The following is a 17,179-nucleotide window of genomic DNA, read 5'->3' as shown; positions in this document are numbered from 1 at the left end:
CCGTTTTCGTTGAAGTTTGGCAGCAATTACTGCGGTTGCGCCGGCTTGGTTTCCACCGAAGCCCCAGTGGTCGTGCTGGCTTTCACGGCCGGGGTCTTCACATCTGGTGTGTTGCTGTCGGCCGTCGGGCTCGCCTGCCTTTCGACACTGGATTCGGTGGACCCGCCGGTGACGTTCGCCGTCTCCATGGCCTTGGCAGCAGTTCCCGTTGCGGTGCCCTTGGCCGTATCGGCGGCCGTTTCCGCCTTGGCTGCAATTTCATGCTTCAGGCGACTGGCCGGTCCATGGACGCGATCCAGGGTGGAGCTGGCATTCAGGCTGCTCTGCACACTGCCTGTGCCCTGGGCACCGATACCCGCAACGCCCTGCACCGTGCCGCCCAGTGCAGCGGTGCCATTGCCACCAACTGGTTGCGCCTGGGCGCCGCTGGACAGCAGAGCGAGGGTCAGGCCGGTCATCAGCATCACAGTGCCACGCATTCGATCCTCCAGGTTTCATCTTCTGTCTGGGAGGCGTTACCGTTTGGTGCCGCCTGTCGCCCGACAGGTTCATGAAGCGCTGGAGCCATGGCGATGCTTTGACGGACCTGAGGCGAAGCCTCGGAAACTCAACGGCTTTTCCGCGCCATGCCTGACATTGTGCCGCCTTTATCCAGACCCTGCCGCCACGCTTCTGACATGATCAGTGCATTCGTCAAAATGATATTGATTCTCAACCGCATTCTTATTAATGATATTGAGAATGGTTCGCAAACGAGTGTGGAGTGTGGGATCGTGAGTTGCCGGAACATGACGGCGTTGCCCCTGATTTTGCTGGCCTTGGCCGGCACGGCAAGGGCCCAGGATAGTCAGGTGGCCGAAGCCGCCGACATGCAGGTCAGTGAGATCACGGTGATCGCCACCCGTACACCAAAGGAAACTGTGGATGCCCCGGCAACGGTCAGCGTCATCGGGGCGGAAAGGGTGAAGGACCGGCTGGTCACCGACATTAAAGACCTGATCCGCCATGAACCGGGTGTCTCCGTCCGTTCTTCTCCCACCCGTTTCACGGCCGCCGGGGCCAACACGGGGCGCGACGGCAATAGCGGCTTCAACATCCGGGGTCTGGAGGGCAACCGTGTCCTGATCCAGACCGACGGCATCCGCGCACCTGACGCCTTCGCCTTTGGCGGGCAGTCCGTTGGCCGTGGCGACTATGTCGATCTGGACCTGCTGAAATCGGTCGAAATCCTGCGCGGGCCGGCATCCGCGCTTTATGGCTCCGACGGGCTGGCCGGTGCCGTCAGCTTTGTGACTAAGGACCCTGTCGATTTCATCCAGGGCGACAAAGTTTATGGCGGGGAGGTCAAGGCCGGTTACAGCGAGGCCGACCGGGGCTGGGGCAAGGGCATGGTCCTGGCCGGCAAGGCGGGCAAATGGTCGGCCATGCTGGCCTATAACCGCCGCGACGCCAAGGAGACGGAGAATAAGGGCGCGATCAAGACCGCCAACATCACCCGCACCGCCGCCAACCCGCAGGACATTGCCGATAACTCGGCCCTGGCCAAGCTGGTCTGGCAGCCGACGGGGGAACATACGCTGCGTCTGACCTATGAGCTGTTTGACCACGACATGGAGGCCGATGTCCTGACGGCCATCGCCGTACCGCCCCTGGTCGCGACCAGCGTCATCGGTCTCAGGGCGCATGATACGGTACGCCGCGACCGGGTCAGCCTGGATCACCGCTATGATCCCGCCGATGGCGGCATGATCGACAGCCTGCATTGGACGCTTTACCGACAGGACAGCGACACGCGGCAATATTCCGCCGAGGACCGTAATACCGCCGCCGACCGGTTGCGCATCAATACCTTCGACAACAAGGTCACGGGCCTGAATGTTGATGCCAGCACCTCCATCAAGGGCAATGGCATCGACCATCTGATGGTTTATGGCGGTGATTTCTCCCTGACCGAACAACTGGGCACCCGCGATGGCACCGTGCCGCCGGCGGGGGAGACCTATCCCACCCGCGCCTTCCCGACCACCGACCATACGCTGGCCGGCCTGTTCATCCAGGATGAGGTGACCTTGTTGGGCGGCGCGCTGTCGCTCTATCCCGCCCTGCGCTATGATTATTACAAGATTGATCCCAAAACCGATCCGCTGTTCGTGGGCACCCCAACGGGGCAGAGCGATGACCATCTGTCTCCCAAATTCGCAGCCCTTTACTGGCTGAACGACCATGCCGGCCTGTTTGCCAATTATGCCGAAGGGTTCAAGGCTCCGGCCCCGTCTCAGGTGAATAACGGCTTTGCCAACCCGTTGCAGAATTACCGCTCCATCTCCAACCCTGACCTGAAGCCGGAAAGCAGCCGGACGGTGGAGTTGGGCCTGCGCCTGCGCGGCGATGACTGGCAGGCGGCCGTCACCGGCTTTAAGGGCTGGTACGATGATTTCATCGAACAGGTGCTGGTCTCGGGCAATTTCACGGCCGCCAGCCCTGCGACATATCAATATGTGAACCTGAACAAGGTGACGATCCATGGGCTAGAGGCCAAGGCCAACTGGGATGTTGGTCAGGGCTGGGGCCTGATCGGCGGGGCCGCCTATGCCAAGGGTGACCAGGAAACCGCCGGGGTGAAGCGCCCGCTGGACAGTATTGATCCTGTCAAGGTGACGCTGGGCGTCAGTTGGGACGAACCGACCGAGGGCCGCTTCGGCGGCGACATCTCGGCCATCTATTCAGCGAAGAAATCGGCGGGCCGGATTGGCACTGCCTGTACCGGCGGCTGTTTCGCGCCCGGCGATTTCATCGTGCTGGACGCCACCGCCCGCTGGCGCGTGACGGATTTCGCCACCCTGCGCGCCGGCCTGTTTAACATCACCAACCAGAAATACTGGTGGTGGGGCGATGTGCGCGGCTTGGCCGCCAGTTCTACCATCCGCGACAGCTACACCCAGCCCGGCCGCAATCTCAGCGCCTCGCTCACCGTCAGCTTCTAAGGAACCCCCGATGTACAAGTCTCTGAAAGCCGGTCTGGCAGCCCTGGCCCTGCTGGCCACGCTGCCCGCCGCCGCCCAGGTCGATTGCGGCAAGCCCGACTGCACTGCCTTCAATGCCGATCGTGCCGCCATCCTGGCCATGGCCGGTACCTACCGGGTGAAGTTTGACTTCAAGGAGACGGTGGCTATCGCCCCCGGCTATGAGCCGATCGAGCCGAAACGCAGCGGCGGGTTTGAGGCGGTGCGCGTGATCGAGGATACGGGCCGCACCATCCGTTTGCAGCACCTGCTGGTGGTGAAGGGTGAAGATGACAAGCCTGTCGTCATCAAGCATTGGCGGCAGGACTGGACCTATGAGCCGGAAACGGTGCTGACCTATGAGGGGCCGGATCAGTGGAAGGTGACACCCGTGCCGGCGGCACAGCGCACCGACGCCTGGGCCCAGACGGTCTGGCAGACCGATGACAGCCCGCGCTATGGCGGGGTAGGCCAATGGAAGCATGATCGCGGTGAACATCGCTGGATCAGCGGGGAGACGGGCCGTCCCCTGGCGCGGCGCGACGCCGTGCGAAAGCCGATCTATGACCGCTATTTTGGCACCAACCGCCATGCGCTGACGCATCAGGGCTGGGTGCATGAGCAGGACAATGCCAAGGCCGGGATGCGCGACGGCAAGCTGACCACCATCGTGCATGAGGTGGTGTTGAACAGCTACGTGCCCTCCACCGATTTCGATTTCCAGGCGGCGGATGATTACATGGCCAAGACCGCTACCTTCTGGGCCGCTGTGCGCAAGCACTGGGACGACATCGCCGCTCAGCATGGCGGCATCCATCTGGTGCAGGAGGCGGACAACGGCTCCAGCACGGGCAAGCAACTCATGGAACTCGCCGGGAAGGTGGCAAAGGGAGAGACGGGAACGGCGGATGCCGTGTCCCAGGCCCGCCACCTGATCACCGGCGCCACAGGACCGGCCGCCGCCACGGCCGGCGCGTCGCGGGGGTGACGCGCATCCGGGGGGACCGGTGGTATTGGGCATCGGGGTCCCGGATGGAATGCGGCCGGGCGGATCAGCTTGGGTTGATCCGCCCGTTCGCTTTGCGGCGCCCCGCCTCGCCGTTGTGTATATAGGCCGTTTGGTTGGATCTGCCGGCCGTTCCTATCCTTTCGTTCAGTTTCCCAACCTGTGCCCAAAAGGTCACAATCGTTGCGAATTAGCCATGCCTTTCACCCTTTGTGCCATATTGGTCGGGTAGGGCTGTTGGCGCGAAGGAAGGTGCGGGTGTGGAAGCCATCAATGAGATGATCTTCCTGGCGGGTTTGCTGCTGCTGTTGGCCATTCTGGCTGGCCGCATCTCCTCGCGCCTGGGCGCCCCGCTGCTGCTGGTCTTCCTTGGCTTGGGTATGCTGGCTGGGGAAGATGGGCCGGGGGGCATCCATTTCGGTGATTTCAAGCTGGCCTATCTGTTCGGGTCCACGGCGTTGGCCGTCATTCTGTTCGACGGTGGGCTGCGCACCCATACTGACACGTTCCGCCTGGCCCGTTGGCCTGCACTCAGCCTCGCGACCGCCGGTGTCCTGATCACCGCCGTGGTGACGGGGGCACTGGTCTGTCTGGTCATGGGGGTCGGCTGGAAAGAAGGATTCCTGGTTGGGTCAATCATCGCTTCCACCGATGCGGCGGCGGTCTTTTTTCTGCTGAACCTGCGTGGTCTGGCCCTTCGTGGCCGTGTCTCTGCGACGCTGGAGGTGGAATCGGGTCTGAATGATCCAATGGCGGTGCTGTTGACTCTGCTGGCTGTCACCATTTTGATCAGCCCCGCCGGGGTGGAACCGCTGCATCTGCTGCTTGAACTGATTCAACAAATGGTCGGTGGCGTGATCTTTGGGGTCGCGGCTGGATATGCCCTGGTCTGGCTGGTTAATCGGCTGGATCTGGCCGATGGCCTGTACCCGATCCTGGCCTTGTCTTTTTCCCTGTTCGTGTTCGGTGGAGCGCAGGCAGCAGGGGCATCGGGCTTCCTGGCCGTCTATCTGGCGGGTCTGATCCTGGGCAATCGCCCACATAAGGCCGACCGCCTGATCCGGCGGTTCCATGATGGTCTGGCCTGGTTGGCACAGATCGGGCTGTTCGTGATGCTGGGGTTGCTGGTCACCCCGTCGCTGCTGGGGCCGTATCTTCTGTCTGGCACGCTGGTGGCGCTGGGTCTGATGCTGGTCGCGCGGCCGCTGGCAGTCTTTGCCTCGCTGCTGCCCTTCCGGTTCACCCTGACAGAGTTGACCTATATTTCTTGGGTGGGGCTGCGTGGTGCTGTCCCCATTGTGCTGGCGGCCATTCCCGTTCTGGCGGGCGTGCCCAACGCCCAGGCCTATTTTGCCGTTGCCTTTGTGGTTGTGCTGCTGTCGCTTCTGATTCAGGGCTGGACCGTTGGGCCTTCAGCCCGGCTCCTGGGTCTCCTGGCTCCGCCACAGCCCGAACCGCCCAGCCGCGCCGATGTCGACCTGCCTGATGGGTCGGGGCAACTGGCCGTGTTCACGGTGGCCCGCGACAGTGAAGCTGCCAAGCGTGGGCGGGGTAAACTGATCATCCCTGAGTCGGTGCAGCTTCTGGCCCTGATCCAGAACGGTCGCCCTGTCCGGCCGGAAGATGCTCACCGCCTGCAGCCCGGCGATACCGTTCTGGCCATGGGCGACGGGTCGGCGCTGGCTGTCATGGACCGGCTGTTTGGTCGCAAGGTCGATACCTTTGACGAAGACCGTCCCGCCGGCGACTTTCAAATCCAGGGTGACATGCCAGCCATGGCGGTGGGTGGCATGTATGGGTTTGATGCTGGCGACGATCCGACACAGACCCTGTCCGATCTGATCCGCCGCCGTCTGGGCCATGATCCATCCCTGGGTGACCGCGTGCGCGTTGGTGAAATGGAATTGATCGTCGTCAGCCTGAAGGCGGGAGAGGCAGAGGTGGTGGGCATCGACCTCACCCCGCCGGCCACCGGATGGGCCGGGTTCCGCCAACAGTTGCAGGCCTATGGCACCCGTATCCGTCGACGCCTGTCCAAGCCACGGCACCGGCAGGAAGCCGGCGGGGATTGAAGCGGCGGATGATCATGGCCGCTGGGGGGGCAAGCGGTCCTATCCGCCTGTGCGGCCGGCTATGGGGCCAATACAATCAAGTCCTTGACGTGGATTGCCAAGCAGGCACCCTGCTTTCATCGGACATAAAGAATAACGGGTGTGTTTCCATGATTTCTCGTCGTCATCTCCTGGCGTTAGGTGGGGGTACCGCCACGCTGGCGTTGTTGCCACCGGCCTTTGCCCCTGCTTTGGCGCAGGAAGGCCCGGCTGACAAAGCGCTATACGCCTTCTTCGCGGAAACCTTCGAACGCGATGTGGCGCAAAGCCCTTTGCGCGCCATGCAGTTGGGCCGCAAGACGCTGTATGACCAGCTTGATGATGTCAGTGAGGCCCGCGCCCTGGCCGACATTGAGCAGAACCGGCAGGACTTGGCCCGTCTGGCCCGCGATTTCCCTGATGAGAAGCTGTCGCCGCAGGCGCGGCTCTATGCGCGCCTGTTCCGGGAGCGGGCCCAGGACGAAATTGATGATTTCCGGTGGCGCCACCATCAATACCCGTTGACCCTGGTCGGCGGGCCGCATGTGAACCTGCCCGTGCAGATGATCAATCAGCACAAGGTGGAAAGCCGGGCCGATGCCGAGGCTTATATCGCCCGACTGCGGCAGTTCCCGCGCTATTTCGGACAGGTGGAGGAACGGTTGCGTCTGGCCGATGCCGCCGGCGTGCTGCCGCCCCGATATTTCTTTCCCGACCTGATCCAGGCCTGCCGCAACCAGATCAAGGGCAGCCCCGTGGAACCGCAATCCACGTTACAGGCGCCCATCTTCACCGATATCAGTGCCAAGATCGCCAAGCTGAACCTGCCCGAGGCGGACAAGGCAGCATTGGTGGAACAGGCCGCCGACGCCATGCGGACCGCGGTTGCACCGGCCTATCTGTCCTTGATCAAGTGGCTGCAAGGGGCGGCCCCCCGGTCCAACCCCGACCATGGTGTCTGGCGCCTGCCCGAGGGTCAGGCCTTCTATGCTGCGTGCCTGAAGCGCTGGACCTCGCTGCCGCTGACGGCAGACTATATCCATGCCACCGGTCTGGCAGAGGTTAAGCGCATCCATGGCGAGATGCGGGCCATCATGCAGCAGGTGGATTTCAAGGGCGATCTGGCCGCCTTCTTCCAGTTCACGCGTCAGGATGATCAGTTTTATTATCCCGACAGCGCGGAAGGCCGGGCCGCCTATCTAAAGCAGGCCGCCGATTATGTCGATGCCATCCGGCCCAAGCTGGATCTGGTCTTCAACCTGAAGCCCAAGGCGCCGATGGAGGTGCGGGCCGTGGAGCCGTTCCGCGAGAAATCCTCGCCCGGTGCCTTTTACAACGGTCCCTCCCCCGATGGTTCCCGTCCTGGCATCTATTATGTGAATCTGTCCAACATGCGCGCCCGCTCGCGCATTGGGCTGGAAACCCTATCTTATCATGAAGGTATTCCCGGCCATCACATGCAGGTGGCCATTTCCCAGGAACTGACCGGCGTGCCCGATTTCCAGAAATTCGGCGGCGGCTATTCCGCTTATGGGGAGGGTTGGGCGCTTTATACCGAGCAGTTGGCCAAGGAGATGGGCTTCTTCCAAGACCCCTATAATGACTATGGCAGGCTGGAGGCGGAGCTGATGCGGGCCATCCGGCTGGTGGTGGATACGGGCCTGCATGCCAACAAATGGACCCGGCAGCAGGCGATCGATTATTTCACCACGAACTCTGCCATGGACCCAGGCGGGGCCGCGCGGGAGATCGACCGCTATATCGGCTGGCCCGGTCAGGCCACCAGCTACAAGATCGGCATGCTGAAGATTCTGGAACTGCGCGAGGCCGCGAAGAGGCGGATGGGGGCCAGGTTCGACATCAAAGGTTTCCATGACACGATCTTGAAGAATGGCCGCATGCCGCTGACCATGCTGCAAGAGCAAGTTGAGGCTTGGTCCAAACTTTAAGTCCCAGCATCAGGGGTTTCGGCGTATACCCAGCCTGGAATGACAGGGAGATGTTGAGTATTGTCTCAAACTGCTGCCGGGGTGGCGTCGGGTCCTGCCAGCGGTTGGCCGGGGGGCGGGGCAAGCGTGATGATTAAAGCCTGCCCCCATCGCGCAGGATGGCTGCCAGAAGGTCGTACTCGATCTTCTCAGCCTTGCGGAACCGCACACAGCCCTTGCCATGATCAAGGCGTGACCAGGGTTCTTGATATGCGGGAGGGACCGTCACCCCGGTCAGATACACCGACACGTATTGTTTCTGGCTGGCAAAGGCGATGATGGGCTTGCCGTCGACAGTATAGACGGCCATGCCCCATTGCATGCCCTCCACATGACCGGGAAGGTTGCTGCGCACCACATCGCGCAGTTTCTCCAGCCAGGGCCGACGAGTGGTGTCCGCCTCTGCCAGATAGGTTTCAACGGTGGTGGCCTTGGACTGCACCATGATCCTTTTCTCCAGCATTGGACGACCAAGCATGACCGCCCCGCCCGCCCGCCGCTTGACAGGCGGGTCGTCTTGACGCCCATAAGTCCCATCATGCCACGCGATCCTGCTTCCCGTCCCAAAACCCTTCGCCATGTCCGCGATCTGGCCGATCACGGTTTGGTGGACGGTTCGTCTTTACCGGCCCTGGAACGGGTGGCTGCCCAGTTTGCGGTAGCGGTGACACCAACCATCGTTGACCTGATTGATCCCAGCGATCCCTCCGATCCGGTAGCCCGACAGTTCCTGCCCGATGCACGGGAACTGGCGATACGGGACGAAGAACTGGCCGATCCCATCGGGGATGATCCGTTCACCCCGGTGAAGGGTATCGTCCATCGCTATAAGGACCGGGTGCTGCTGAAACCCGTTCATGCCTGCCCGGTCTATTGCCGCTTCTGTTTCCGGCGCGAAATGGTGGGCCCAGGGTCGGACGCCCTGAACGCCGATGAATTGGACGCTGCCATCGCCTATATCGCGGGCAACCCGCAGATCTGGGAAGTCATCCTGACTGGGGGCGACCCGATGATCCTGTCGCCGCGGCGCATGGGGGAGATAATTGCGCGCCTGAACGCCATTCCGCATCTGGGCCTGGTGCGTATTCATACCCGCGTGCCGGTGGTGGACCCGGCGAGGGTTGACGCAGAGATGGTTGTTGCCCTCAAGGGGCGACGTATCGCGACCTGGGTTGTGCTTCATTCCAATCATTGGCGGGAATTCGGCGAAGAAGGCAAAGCCGCCATTGCGCGGTTGGTCGATGCCGGTATCCCCATGCTGGGGCAAAGCGTGCTGATGCGCGGCGTGAATGATGATGTGGAGACGCTGACCCGCACTTTCCGTACCATGGTGGCCAACCGCATCAAGCCTTACCACCTGAACCATGGCGATCTGGCCAAGGGGACCAGCCATTTCCGTACCACGGTGGCGCAGGGACGCGCCTTGATGAAATCCCTGCGCGGCGACGTGTCGGGCCTGTGCCAGCCGACCTATATCCTGGATATCCCCGGGGGTCATGGAAAGGTGCCCCTGACCGAAAGCTATCTGACCCCCACGGGGGACGATGGCGAGTGGCGGGTCGAAGACCCACGTGGCACTCATCACCCCTATCGCGGCTGATCGCTGTGGGGCAAACCGGCACTGGCCGTTCGCCATCGGCCGCACTACATAAGGAGGGTGTGTCTCCTGCATGGTTGCCGTGATGAAGAAACTGGGCCTTTCCATTCTGTCCGCCCTGGTATTGGCCAGTGCCGTGCAGGCGGCACCTGTCCGCTCCAATCTGGCGGCCACGGAGAATGTGGAAACCTTCATCACGCTGGAAACAGCAGGCGTTGCACCGGGACAGACAGTATGGGCAGCCCTGACCCAAAATATCCGCCCGCACTGGCACACCTATTGGATCAATCCGGGTGACAGCGGCATCCCGACAGAAATCAAATGGACCCTGCCGGAAGGTTGGAAGGCCGACGCCATTACCTGGCCCGCCCCCAGCCGCTTTGCCATCGGCCCGCTGGTCAATTTTGGTTATGCCGATCAGGTGCATCTGCTGGTCCCGCTGACCGTGCCGGCGACAGCGACGCCTGGGCAGTCGGTGACGTTGGATGCCAAAGTGGACTGGCTGGTCTGTGAGGATATTTGCATCCCTGAATCGGCCGATCTGTCGATCAATATCCCGGTGGTGGCCGGGAGTGCCGCCCCGGTCGAGCCAGACGCCGCCGCCTTGTTCAGCCAGGCGCGCGCCAGTCTGCCGGTACCCAGCCCATTTCCGGCGATCCTGTCGCCCGGTGATAAGACCCACCGCTTGACCCTTTCGGCCCCCGGTCTGGATCGCGGGAAAATCAGTGACGCGTTTTTCTTCCCGCATGATTACAAGGTGGCCGCATCGAACGAGCCGCAGCCCTTGGTCATTAACAGCCAGGGATTAAGCCTGTCCTTGGCTTCTGGTGGCCCCTTGCCGCCGGCGCCCATTACCGGTGTTCTTACCTTTACCGAGGAATTGGACGGACAGAAACTGCACCATGCCTTCGCGGTGGCGGCCGCCATCGGCCCGGCCAGCGCTGCGGTTCCAGGAGAGGCGGAACAGACAAGCTGGGCCATGGCGCTGTTGCTGGCCTTGCTGGGTGGTGCTGTGCTGAACCTGATGCCCTGCGTGTTTCCCGTGCTGTCGATGAAGGCGTTGGCTTTGATGCAGCACGGACCTGGCCATGCCCGTCAGCATGGGGTGGCTTATACGGCGGGTGTGCTGACCTGCTTTGCGGTCGTTGCTGGGGCCTTGCTGGCCCTGCGCGCCGGTGGGGCCGCCATAGGCTGGGGTTTTCAGCTACAAGATCCGCTGGTCGTCGCCATTCTGGCCTATGTCATGCTGCTGCTCGGCCTGTCCTTATCGGGCGTATTTACGCTGGGCGGGTCGGTGATGGGAGTCGGGCAGGGATTGGCCGGGCGTGACGGGCTGGCCGGTAGCTTCTTTACCGGTGTCCTGGCCACCGTGGTCGCCACACCCTGTACGGCCCCGTTCATGGGCACAGCCTTGGGCTACGCCATCACCCAGTCCTGGCCGGTGGCCCTGTCGGTGTTCCTGGCCCTGGGGCTGGGCATGGCATTGCCTTTCCTAGCCCTGTCCTTCTCCCCCGCCTTGCTCCGGCGTCTGCCGCGTCCCGGTCTGTGGATGGAGCGGGTGAAGCAGGCTCTGGCGTTTCCGCTTTATGCGTCTGCCGCCTGGCTGGTCTGGGTCCTGTCGATCCAGGCGGGGCCGGCGGCCTTGGCGACCGTATTGGCCGGTATGGTGGTGCTGGCCTTTGCCGCCTGGGTCTATGGACAGACACGCCTGTCGGGCGGGTTGGGCCGAACGCTGGGCAGTGTGCTCGCCCTGCTGGCAGTGGGCGGTGCCGTGGCCGGCGCGACCACGGCGGCCCCTGTTGCCGCTCCTGCCCCGGCCAGTGGCACAGACACGGCTGGCAGTGCCGACTATGAACCATGGAGCGAGGCGCGTGTGGCGGAACTGCGGGGCCAGGGTAAGCCGGTCTTTGTCAATTTCACCGCCGCCTGGTGTGTCACCTGTCTGGTCAATGAACGCACGTCCCTGTCGACCGACACCGTCAAGCAGGCGCTCAAGGACAAAGGTGTTACCTATCTGAAGGGTGACTGGACGAACCGCGATGCCACCATCGCCCGTGTGCTGGAAAGCCACGGTCGCAGCGGTGTGCCGCTTTACCTGCTGTATCTGCCGGGTAAGCTGGAACCGGTGATCCTGCCGCAGATCCTGACAGAAGGCATTGTGCTGGACGCGTTGTCCGCCACCTGATCCGATCGCGCCGCCAGGACCTTCCACCCCCATTCTTGGGGGGGCACACTCAGCATTGCTGGCAGCCATGGGGCGCTATGTTCTTGTGGATATGACCCAGGGTGGGCTTGCGGCCCCGGTATAGGCACCCTATCTTAGAATTATTCTAAGCAGGATAGGCGCGGTCGGCCGCTGCTGCGGCCTCGCCCTGTCCGGGGAGAAAGACCATGGCCAGTTACAACGAAAGCACCGAGTTCCTGCGGACTTTCACGGCCCAGGCTAACCGTTATCCCATGTTGCTGCCCGAACAGGAGGCGCAATTGGCGCGCGACTGGACCGAAAGGCAGGATCGCCGCGCCTTCGACCAGCTTGTCCGATCCCATATGCGCCTGGCGGTGAAGGTCGCAGGCAAATATGCCCGTTCCGGCCTGCCCGTTGCCGATCTTGTGTCAGAGGCGAATATCGGGCTGATCAAGGCAGTCCAGCGTTTTGACCCCACTCGTGGTTTCCGGCTGGCGACTTATGCGCTGTGGTGGATTCGGGCGGAGGTTCAGTCCTTTGTCCTGCATAACTGGTCGATGTTGAAGGGCGGCAATACCGCCACGCTGAAGCGCCTGTTCTTCAATCTGCGTCAAACTCAGCGCAGGCTGGGCATCCATGACCGGGTGATGAGTGATGCCGAGGCGCAGCAGGTGGCGGCAACCCTGGATGTCAGCATCGAAGATGTGCGTGAGATGGAACACCGTTTTGCCACCCCAGTCGCCTCGTTGAATGTGCCGGTGGGTGATGATGGCGACCATGAAGCCATCGACCTTCTGGCCGATGAGAGGGAAAGTGTTGAGGAGTTGCTGGTCGACCAAAGCGAACTGAAGGCCCGTCGGGCCTTGATGAAGGACGCGCTGACCCAGTTAGGGGAACGAGAACGGCACGTCTTTGCCGCTCGCAACCTGTCGGACCACCCGGTCACGCTGGAAACCCTGGCCCGTCATTATGGGGTCAGCAAAGAGCGAATCCGTCAGATCGAGAGTGGCGCTTATAAAAAGGTCGTCCGCCGTGTCCGCGCCCAAGCCGAGGCTGCCACCTTGCCGCCGCCGATGGCGCTGGGCCGTCGGATGGGCGTGATGGCGATGGCCTGACAAGCGGCTGAGTGCGAAAGGACTGACTGGGGCCCTTTAGACAAACAACATATGGTCCCCTTGTCGCACCTGAGCCAACAGGCTGACCATGCCTGTGGTTTCGACATGCAGGTCAGGGCGAAGGGATGGTTCGCGGATGCCCAGCGCCCGCCAGCCCATCTCACAGGCCAGGAAAGTCACGCCCAGTTCTGCACACGCTGTCAGCAATTCGTCGAAGGTGCCAACCCCCCGCAGGGCCAGAGTGGCATCGCGTGCCTCGGGGCTGGTGCCGTCGTCAGAGAAATCCAGGCGTTTCCAGCCTTCTCCCGCCAGCAGCGCCGGCAGGGCCCGTCCTGTGAAGAACAGGGTTACCGGCCGGCCTGTGGCAACCGCGGCGGCGGCGGTGACCAGCGCATAATGCACACGGTCATAACCACCGGACTGGATCACCAGAACCAGACCCCATTTACCGTCGGACATGCAGACGCTCCCGGCGTGGTTTCATTGATGGTGAGACAGGTCCAGATAGGTCGGGTGCGTGCCACAGACAGGGCAGTCCGGATCACGGCGGATTTTTACGGTACGAAAGCTGGTCTCGAGCGCTGAATACATCAGCAGACGACCGGACAGGCTGTCACCGATTGCCAGCAATTCCTTTAGCACCTCTACGGCCTGCAGACTGCCCATGGTGCCGGCCAGCGCACCCAGCACCCCGCCTTCGGAACAGGATGGGATCATACCGGGCGGCGGCGGTTCGCGGAAAATGCAACGGTAGCAGGGGTGCGGGTCACCCAGATGCGCCTTGAAGGTGGATAGCTGCCCGTCGAAGCGCAGCATGGCGGCACTGACCAGCGTTTTGCCGGCCAGATAACAGGCGTCGTTCAACAAGAAGCGTGTGGCAAAATTGTCGGTACCGTCGGCCACAACATCATAACCGCGGATAATGTCCAGCACGTTGGACCGATTCAGGCGGGTCTTTTGAACCTCCACCTTTACATCAGGGTTGATGGCGGCGATGCGGGCTGCTGCGCTCTCCACCTTGGCGACGCCGATGCCAAGGGTGTCATGGATCACCTGGCGTTGCAGGTTCGACAGATCCACAACATCATCATCGACAATGCCAATACGCCCCACCCCGGCGGCGGCCAGATACAGCAGCATCGGTGCACCCAGGCCCCCGGCACCCACGATCAGGGCGGAAGAGGATAATAGCGTCGACTGCCCCTTTCCGCCAACCTCGCGCAGCATGATATGGCGGGCGTAACGGTCGATCTGGCTGTCGGTGAGGTCGCGCATGACAGTTCCTCAGGCGGCGAACAGGTCGCGGACGAGAAGATACAGAGGGTGGTCGGGTTGCGCCACCAATCGGATGGTCATACCCAGACAGACGATGACCAGCAACGGTCGTACCAGCTTGGTGCCAAAGCGCAGCGCAGCATGGCTGCCGGCCCACGCACCGATCACCTGCGCTAGCGCCATGATCAGGCCGGCCTTCCAGACAATCTGCCCCCCCAAGGCGAAGACGCCCAGACTGACCACATTGCTGGTGAAATTCAGCAGCTTGGTGTTGGCCGTGGCGCGGCGCATATTCATGCCCAGCAGCGCCACACAGCCCAGCGCAAAGAAGCTGCCCGTGCCCGGCCCGAAAAACCCATCATAAAAGCCAACCGCGATTCCGACCGTCAGGCTGAAGGCCGGCAGGGTCATGCGGGCCTTCGCCTCCACGTCACCCACGCGCGGGCTGAACAGGAAATAGACAGCAATGGCGACCAGCAGAATGGGGATCAGCGCCATCATGAAACCGGTACCTGTCATCCGCACCAGCAGCGTACCTGCGGCTGACCCGGCAAAGACGCAGGCGACGGTGAAGGCCATGGCTTTCAGCTCGATCTGCCCTGCCCGCCAGAAGGTGATGGTGGCCATGGCGGTCCCGAAACTACCCTGCAACTTGTTGGTTGCCAGGGCGGCGGCGGGCGGCATGCCCGTGGACAGCAACGCCGGAATGGTGATGAGCCCACCCCCGCCGGCAATGGCATCAATGAAGCCGGCCAGCAGTGCGGCACAGGCCAGAAAGACCAAGAGGTCAGGGGTCAGCAGTTCGGGCAAGATCGACCATTGGGCAATGGGGAGACGCATTGATACTGATACGGGGTACAGAGGAGCGGGGGAAGTGGCGGTGTCGGGTGACAGTCCGGCACACGTGCGTCTGCCGATTACCCTCGCTCCCTGCTCCCGCGTTTGCTAAGAAGGTTGTTCCTGTGAAACTCGGGAGCGGGATGGCCGGGATGCCGGAGCATGGTGTGGATGGGTGGCGGCTTTATGCCCGCCCGGACCTTTGATCCCTGCCGTTGGTGATCATGGTTCAGATACATGCAAGCTGTGTCGCGATCGATGGAACCGCTCTGCTGCTGCGGGGTCCGTCAGGTGCGGGCAAGTCCGATCTGGCGCTGCGCCTGATCGATAACGGGGCGCGTCTGGTGGCTGATGACCGTGTCGACTTGATCATGGATGGGCAGGGGGGGCTGACTGCCTGCTGCCCGCATTCCATAGCCGGCCTGATGGAGGTTCGTGGCCTGGGTGTGCTGCCGGTGCCGGCTCTGGATGCGGCCCCTTTGGGCCTGATCGTCGATCTCGGCGAAGATGAGCAACGGCTTCCCGATCCGGGGTTTGAAGTCATTGCCGGCGTGGCCGTAGCCCGTATCTGTTTGAACCCGTTTCATGTCTCTACCCCGGCCAAACTGCGCCTGGCCATGGCCGCCTTCGCCCGTGGCTGGCCACTGGTACCGGGGGAAGCCTCCTGGCGGGAACTGGTCGCGGCCACCACCCAGGGGGGGCAGGCATGAACGGTTCCACCGGCCTGGGCCCCGATGGCCGTCTGCCGATTGTCGTCGCTACCGGCATGTCCGGCAGTGGCCTGTCCACGGCCATGAAATGCTTGGAGGACCTTGGCTACGAAGCGGTGGATAATCTGCGCCTGTCCTTGTTGCAGCCCCTGGTCAGCCAACCGCATGATCGGCCGCTGGTCATTGGCATTGATAGCCGTACCCGCGATTTCAACACCCAGGCGCTGCTGGCCCAGATATCGCTGCTGCGCGGGCGTCCGGACCTGCGGGTGCGGTTGCTGTTCATGGATGCCCATGCCGATGCCTTGCAGCGGCGTTACACCGAAACCCGCCGCCCGCACCCGATGGCGCTGGACAGACCGGTTCTGGATGGGATCGCCACCGAGCGGGTGCTGATGCAACCCTTGCGCGACAGCGCAGATGAGGTGGTGGACACCACGAATTTTTCCGTTCATGACACGCGGCGTCACCTGACGGGGCTGTTCCGGTTGGATGGCGGGCCAGGCCTGTCGATCTTCGTCACCAGTTTTGCCTACCGTCACGGCGTCCCGCGTGAGGCTGATCTGGTCTTCGACGTGCGGTTCCTGGACAATCCGCATTGGGACAAACACTTGCGGCCCCTGACCGGAATGGACCAGCCGGTGGCCGATTACATTACCCGCGACCCGGACTATGCCGAATTTTTCGGTAATCTGACCCGGCTTCTGGAACCTTTGCTGCCCCGCTATGTGCGGGAGGGCAAGCATTACCTGACCATCGCGATCGGTTGCACCGGCGGCCGCCACCGATCGGTTTTCATTACCTGCAATCTGGCCCGTTGGCTGATGGAGCGGGGATACAAGGTGGGCGAGGCGCATCGCGACCTCGACCGCAAGGAACAGGCACCGCCCCCCGTTCCCGAAGACCGGGCGGCTGCCGGCACAAACCTGAGGGAAAACGCATGATTGGCTTGGTCCTTGTCACCCACGGCAATCTTGCTGTGGAGTTCATTGCCGCCATGGAGCATGTGGTCGGCCCGCAGAAACAGGTATGCGCCGTCTGTATCGGGCCCGAGGACGATATGGAGCAGCGCCGCAATGACATCCTCACCGATGTAGCCAAGTGCGATAGCGGCGATGGCGTTGTGGTGCTGACCGACATGTTCGGCGGCACCCCCTCCAATCTGGCCATTTCCATCATGGACCGCGCCAAGGTGGAGGTAATCGCCGGCATGAACCTGCCCATGCTGATCAAGTTGGCGTCTGTGCGCAAAACCGGCGCCGATCTGAAAACCGCCGTGGCAGCGGCGCAGGAGGCGGGGCGGAAATATATCAACGTTGCGTCCGCCCTGCTGTCTGACGGCTGACCCCCTTTGTCCCTTCCTATCCCCTTTCT

Annotated in this window: 15 protein-coding genes; 10 read left to right on the top strand and 5 right to left on the bottom strand. The window is 62.5% G+C overall.

What is annotated here, in order from left to right:
- Positions 1-26 precede the first annotated feature (26 nt).
- A complete protein-coding gene (locus CHU95_RS06960) occupies positions 27-479 on the bottom strand; it encodes a hypothetical protein (protein ID WP_094455064.1) in 453 nt (150 codons plus the stop codon).
- A 309-nt stretch (positions 480-788) separates the two neighbouring features.
- Between CHU95_RS06960 and CHU95_RS06955 the strand changes: the two genes are divergently transcribed.
- The 4 genes from CHU95_RS06955 (at position 789) to CHU95_RS06940 (ending at position 8,047) form a co-directional block, all read left to right on the top strand.
- Complete coding sequence (locus CHU95_RS06955; protein ID WP_094455062.1) at positions 789-2,984, top strand: TonB-dependent hemoglobin/transferrin/lactoferrin family receptor; 2,196 nt, start codon at positions 789-791, stop codon at positions 2,982-2,984.
- A gap of 10 nt (positions 2,985-2,994) precedes the next feature.
- A complete protein-coding gene (locus tag CHU95_RS06950) occupies positions 2,995-3,990 on the top strand; it encodes a DUF6607 family protein (protein ID WP_094455060.1) in 996 nt (331 codons plus the stop codon).
- Positions 3,991-4,268: 278 nt separating this feature from the next.
- Complete coding sequence (locus tag CHU95_RS06945; RefSeq protein WP_094455058.1) at positions 4,269-6,080, top strand: potassium/proton antiporter; 1,812 nt, start codon at positions 4,269-4,271, stop codon at positions 6,078-6,080.
- Between the two features lie 149 nt (positions 6,081-6,229).
- The gene (locus tag CHU95_RS06940; RefSeq protein ID WP_165772056.1) at positions 6,230-8,047 is read left to right on the top strand and encodes a DUF885 domain-containing protein; all 1,818 of its coding nucleotides are present in this window, start codon (positions 6,230-6,232) and stop codon (positions 8,045-8,047) included.
- A 133-nt stretch (positions 8,048-8,180) separates the two neighbouring features.
- Here CHU95_RS06940 and CHU95_RS06935 read toward each other — a convergent pair whose 3' ends face one another.
- On the bottom strand, positions 8,181-8,531 hold the full coding sequence (locus CHU95_RS06935; RefSeq protein WP_165772055.1) for an iron chaperone: 351 nt from the start codon (positions 8,529-8,531) through the stop codon (positions 8,181-8,183).
- Positions 8,532-8,624: 93 nt separating this feature from the next.
- Here CHU95_RS06935 and CHU95_RS06930 point away from each other — a divergent pair, with 93 nt between their 5' ends.
- The 3 genes from CHU95_RS06930 (at position 8,625) to CHU95_RS06920 (ending at position 12,983) form a co-directional block, all read left to right on the top strand.
- Positions 8,625-9,686 carry a lysine-2,3-aminomutase-like protein gene (locus CHU95_RS06930; protein ID WP_094455054.1) on the top strand — a complete coding sequence of 354 codons (1,062 nt, stop codon included), beginning with the start codon at positions 8,625-8,627 and terminating at the stop codon, positions 9,684-9,686.
- Positions 9,687-9,756: 70 nt separating this feature from the next.
- Entirely contained in the window at positions 9,757-11,868 is a 2,112-nt protein-coding gene (locus tag CHU95_RS06925; protein ID WP_207762403.1) for a protein-disulfide reductase DsbD family protein, read from the top strand.
- 206 nt (positions 11,869-12,074) lie between these two features.
- Positions 12,075-12,983 (top strand): RNA polymerase factor sigma-32, encoded by a 909-nt coding sequence (locus CHU95_RS06920; protein ID WP_094455052.1) that lies wholly within the window; start codon positions 12,075-12,077, stop codon positions 12,981-12,983.
- Between the two features lie 36 nt (positions 12,984-13,019).
- Here CHU95_RS06920 and CHU95_RS06915 read toward each other — a convergent pair whose 3' ends face one another.
- From CHU95_RS06915 to CHU95_RS06905, 3 genes are read right to left on the bottom strand one after another with little or no spacing between them, the layout of a single operon-like run.
- Entirely contained in the window at positions 13,020-13,442 is a 423-nt protein-coding gene (locus tag CHU95_RS06915; RefSeq protein ID WP_094455050.1) for a DsrE family protein, read from the bottom strand.
- A 21-nt stretch (positions 13,443-13,463) separates the two neighbouring features.
- The gene (locus CHU95_RS06910) at positions 13,464-14,258 is read right to left on the bottom strand and encodes a HesA/MoeB/ThiF family protein (protein ID WP_094455048.1); all 795 of its coding nucleotides are present in this window, start codon (positions 14,256-14,258) and stop codon (positions 13,464-13,466) included.
- Between the two features lie 9 nt (positions 14,259-14,267).
- Positions 14,268-15,098, bottom strand: coding sequence for a TSUP family transporter (locus tag CHU95_RS06905; RefSeq protein ID WP_094455046.1), 831 nt, complete (start codon positions 15,096-15,098; stop codon positions 14,268-14,270).
- Between the two features lie 221 nt (positions 15,099-15,319).
- Here CHU95_RS06905 and CHU95_RS06900 point away from each other — a divergent pair, with 221 nt between their 5' ends.
- From CHU95_RS06900 to CHU95_RS06890, 3 genes are read left to right on the top strand one after another with little or no spacing between them, the layout of a single operon-like run.
- Positions 15,320-15,805 (top strand): HPr kinase/phosphorylase, encoded by a 486-nt coding sequence (locus CHU95_RS06900; RefSeq protein WP_094455154.1) that lies wholly within the window; start codon positions 15,320-15,322, stop codon positions 15,803-15,805.
- Positions 15,802-16,749, top strand: a complete 948-nt coding sequence (gene rapZ, locus CHU95_RS06895; protein ID WP_094455044.1) for an RNase adapter RapZ — start codon at positions 15,802-15,804, stop codon at positions 16,747-16,749. Before CHU95_RS06900 ends, rapZ begins: the two co-directional genes overlap by 4 nt.
- On the top strand, positions 16,746-17,150 hold the full coding sequence (locus tag CHU95_RS06890) for a PTS sugar transporter subunit IIA (protein ID WP_094455042.1): 405 nt from the start codon (positions 16,746-16,748) through the stop codon (positions 17,148-17,150). The genes rapZ and CHU95_RS06890 overlap by 4 nt, the downstream gene beginning before the upstream one ends.
- Positions 17,151-17,179 lie beyond the last annotated feature (29 nt).

It is taken from the genome of Niveispirillum lacus (assembly GCF_002251795.1).
Lineage (GTDB): Bacteria > Pseudomonadota > Alphaproteobacteria > Azospirillales > Azospirillaceae > Niveispirillum > Niveispirillum lacus.
This window is presented reverse-complemented; position numbering and strand designations above follow the sequence as displayed.

Excerpts from the sequence above, each read along its gene's own strand:
- CHU95_RS06960 (WP_094455064.1), bottom strand. The coding sequence starts at position 479 with ATGCGTGGCACTGTGATGCTGATGACCGGCCTGACCCTCGCTCTGCTG.
- CHU95_RS06955 (WP_094455062.1), top strand. The coding sequence starts at position 789 with ATGACGGCGTTGCCCCTGATTTTGCTGGCCTTGGCCGGCACGGCAAGG.
- CHU95_RS06950 (WP_094455060.1), top strand. The coding sequence starts at position 2,995 with ATGTACAAGTCTCTGAAAGCCGGTCTGGCAGCCCTGGCCCTGCTGGCC.
- CHU95_RS06940 (WP_165772056.1), top strand. The coding sequence starts at position 6,230 with ATGATTTCTCGTCGTCATCTCCTGGCGTTAGGTGGGGGTACCGCCACG.
- CHU95_RS06935 (WP_165772055.1), bottom strand. The coding sequence starts at position 8,531 with ATGGTGCAGTCCAAGGCCACCACCGTTGAAACCTATCTGGCAGAGGCG.
- CHU95_RS06930 (WP_094455054.1), top strand. The coding sequence starts at position 8,625 with ATGCCACGCGATCCTGCTTCCCGTCCCAAAACCCTTCGCCATGTCCGC.
- CHU95_RS06925 (WP_207762403.1), top strand. The coding sequence starts at position 9,757 with ATGGTTGCCGTGATGAAGAAACTGGGCCTTTCCATTCTGTCCGCCCTG.
- CHU95_RS06920 (WP_094455052.1), top strand. The coding sequence starts at position 12,075 with ATGGCCAGTTACAACGAAAGCACCGAGTTCCTGCGGACTTTCACGGCC.
- CHU95_RS06915 (WP_094455050.1), bottom strand. The coding sequence starts at position 13,442 with ATGTCCGACGGTAAATGGGGTCTGGTTCTGGTGATCCAGTCCGGTGGT.
- CHU95_RS06910 (WP_094455048.1), bottom strand. The coding sequence starts at position 14,258 with ATGCGCGACCTCACCGACAGCCAGATCGACCGTTACGCCCGCCATATC.
- CHU95_RS06905 (WP_094455046.1), bottom strand. The coding sequence starts at position 15,098 with ATGCGTCTCCCCATTGCCCAATGGTCGATCTTGCCCGAACTGCTGACC.
- CHU95_RS06900 (WP_094455154.1), top strand. The coding sequence starts at position 15,320 with ATGGTTCAGATACATGCAAGCTGTGTCGCGATCGATGGAACCGCTCTG.
- rapZ (WP_094455044.1), top strand. The coding sequence starts at position 15,802 with ATGAACGGTTCCACCGGCCTGGGCCCCGATGGCCGTCTGCCGATTGTC.
- CHU95_RS06890 (WP_094455042.1), top strand. The coding sequence starts at position 16,746 with ATGATTGGCTTGGTCCTTGTCACCCACGGCAATCTTGCTGTGGAGTTC.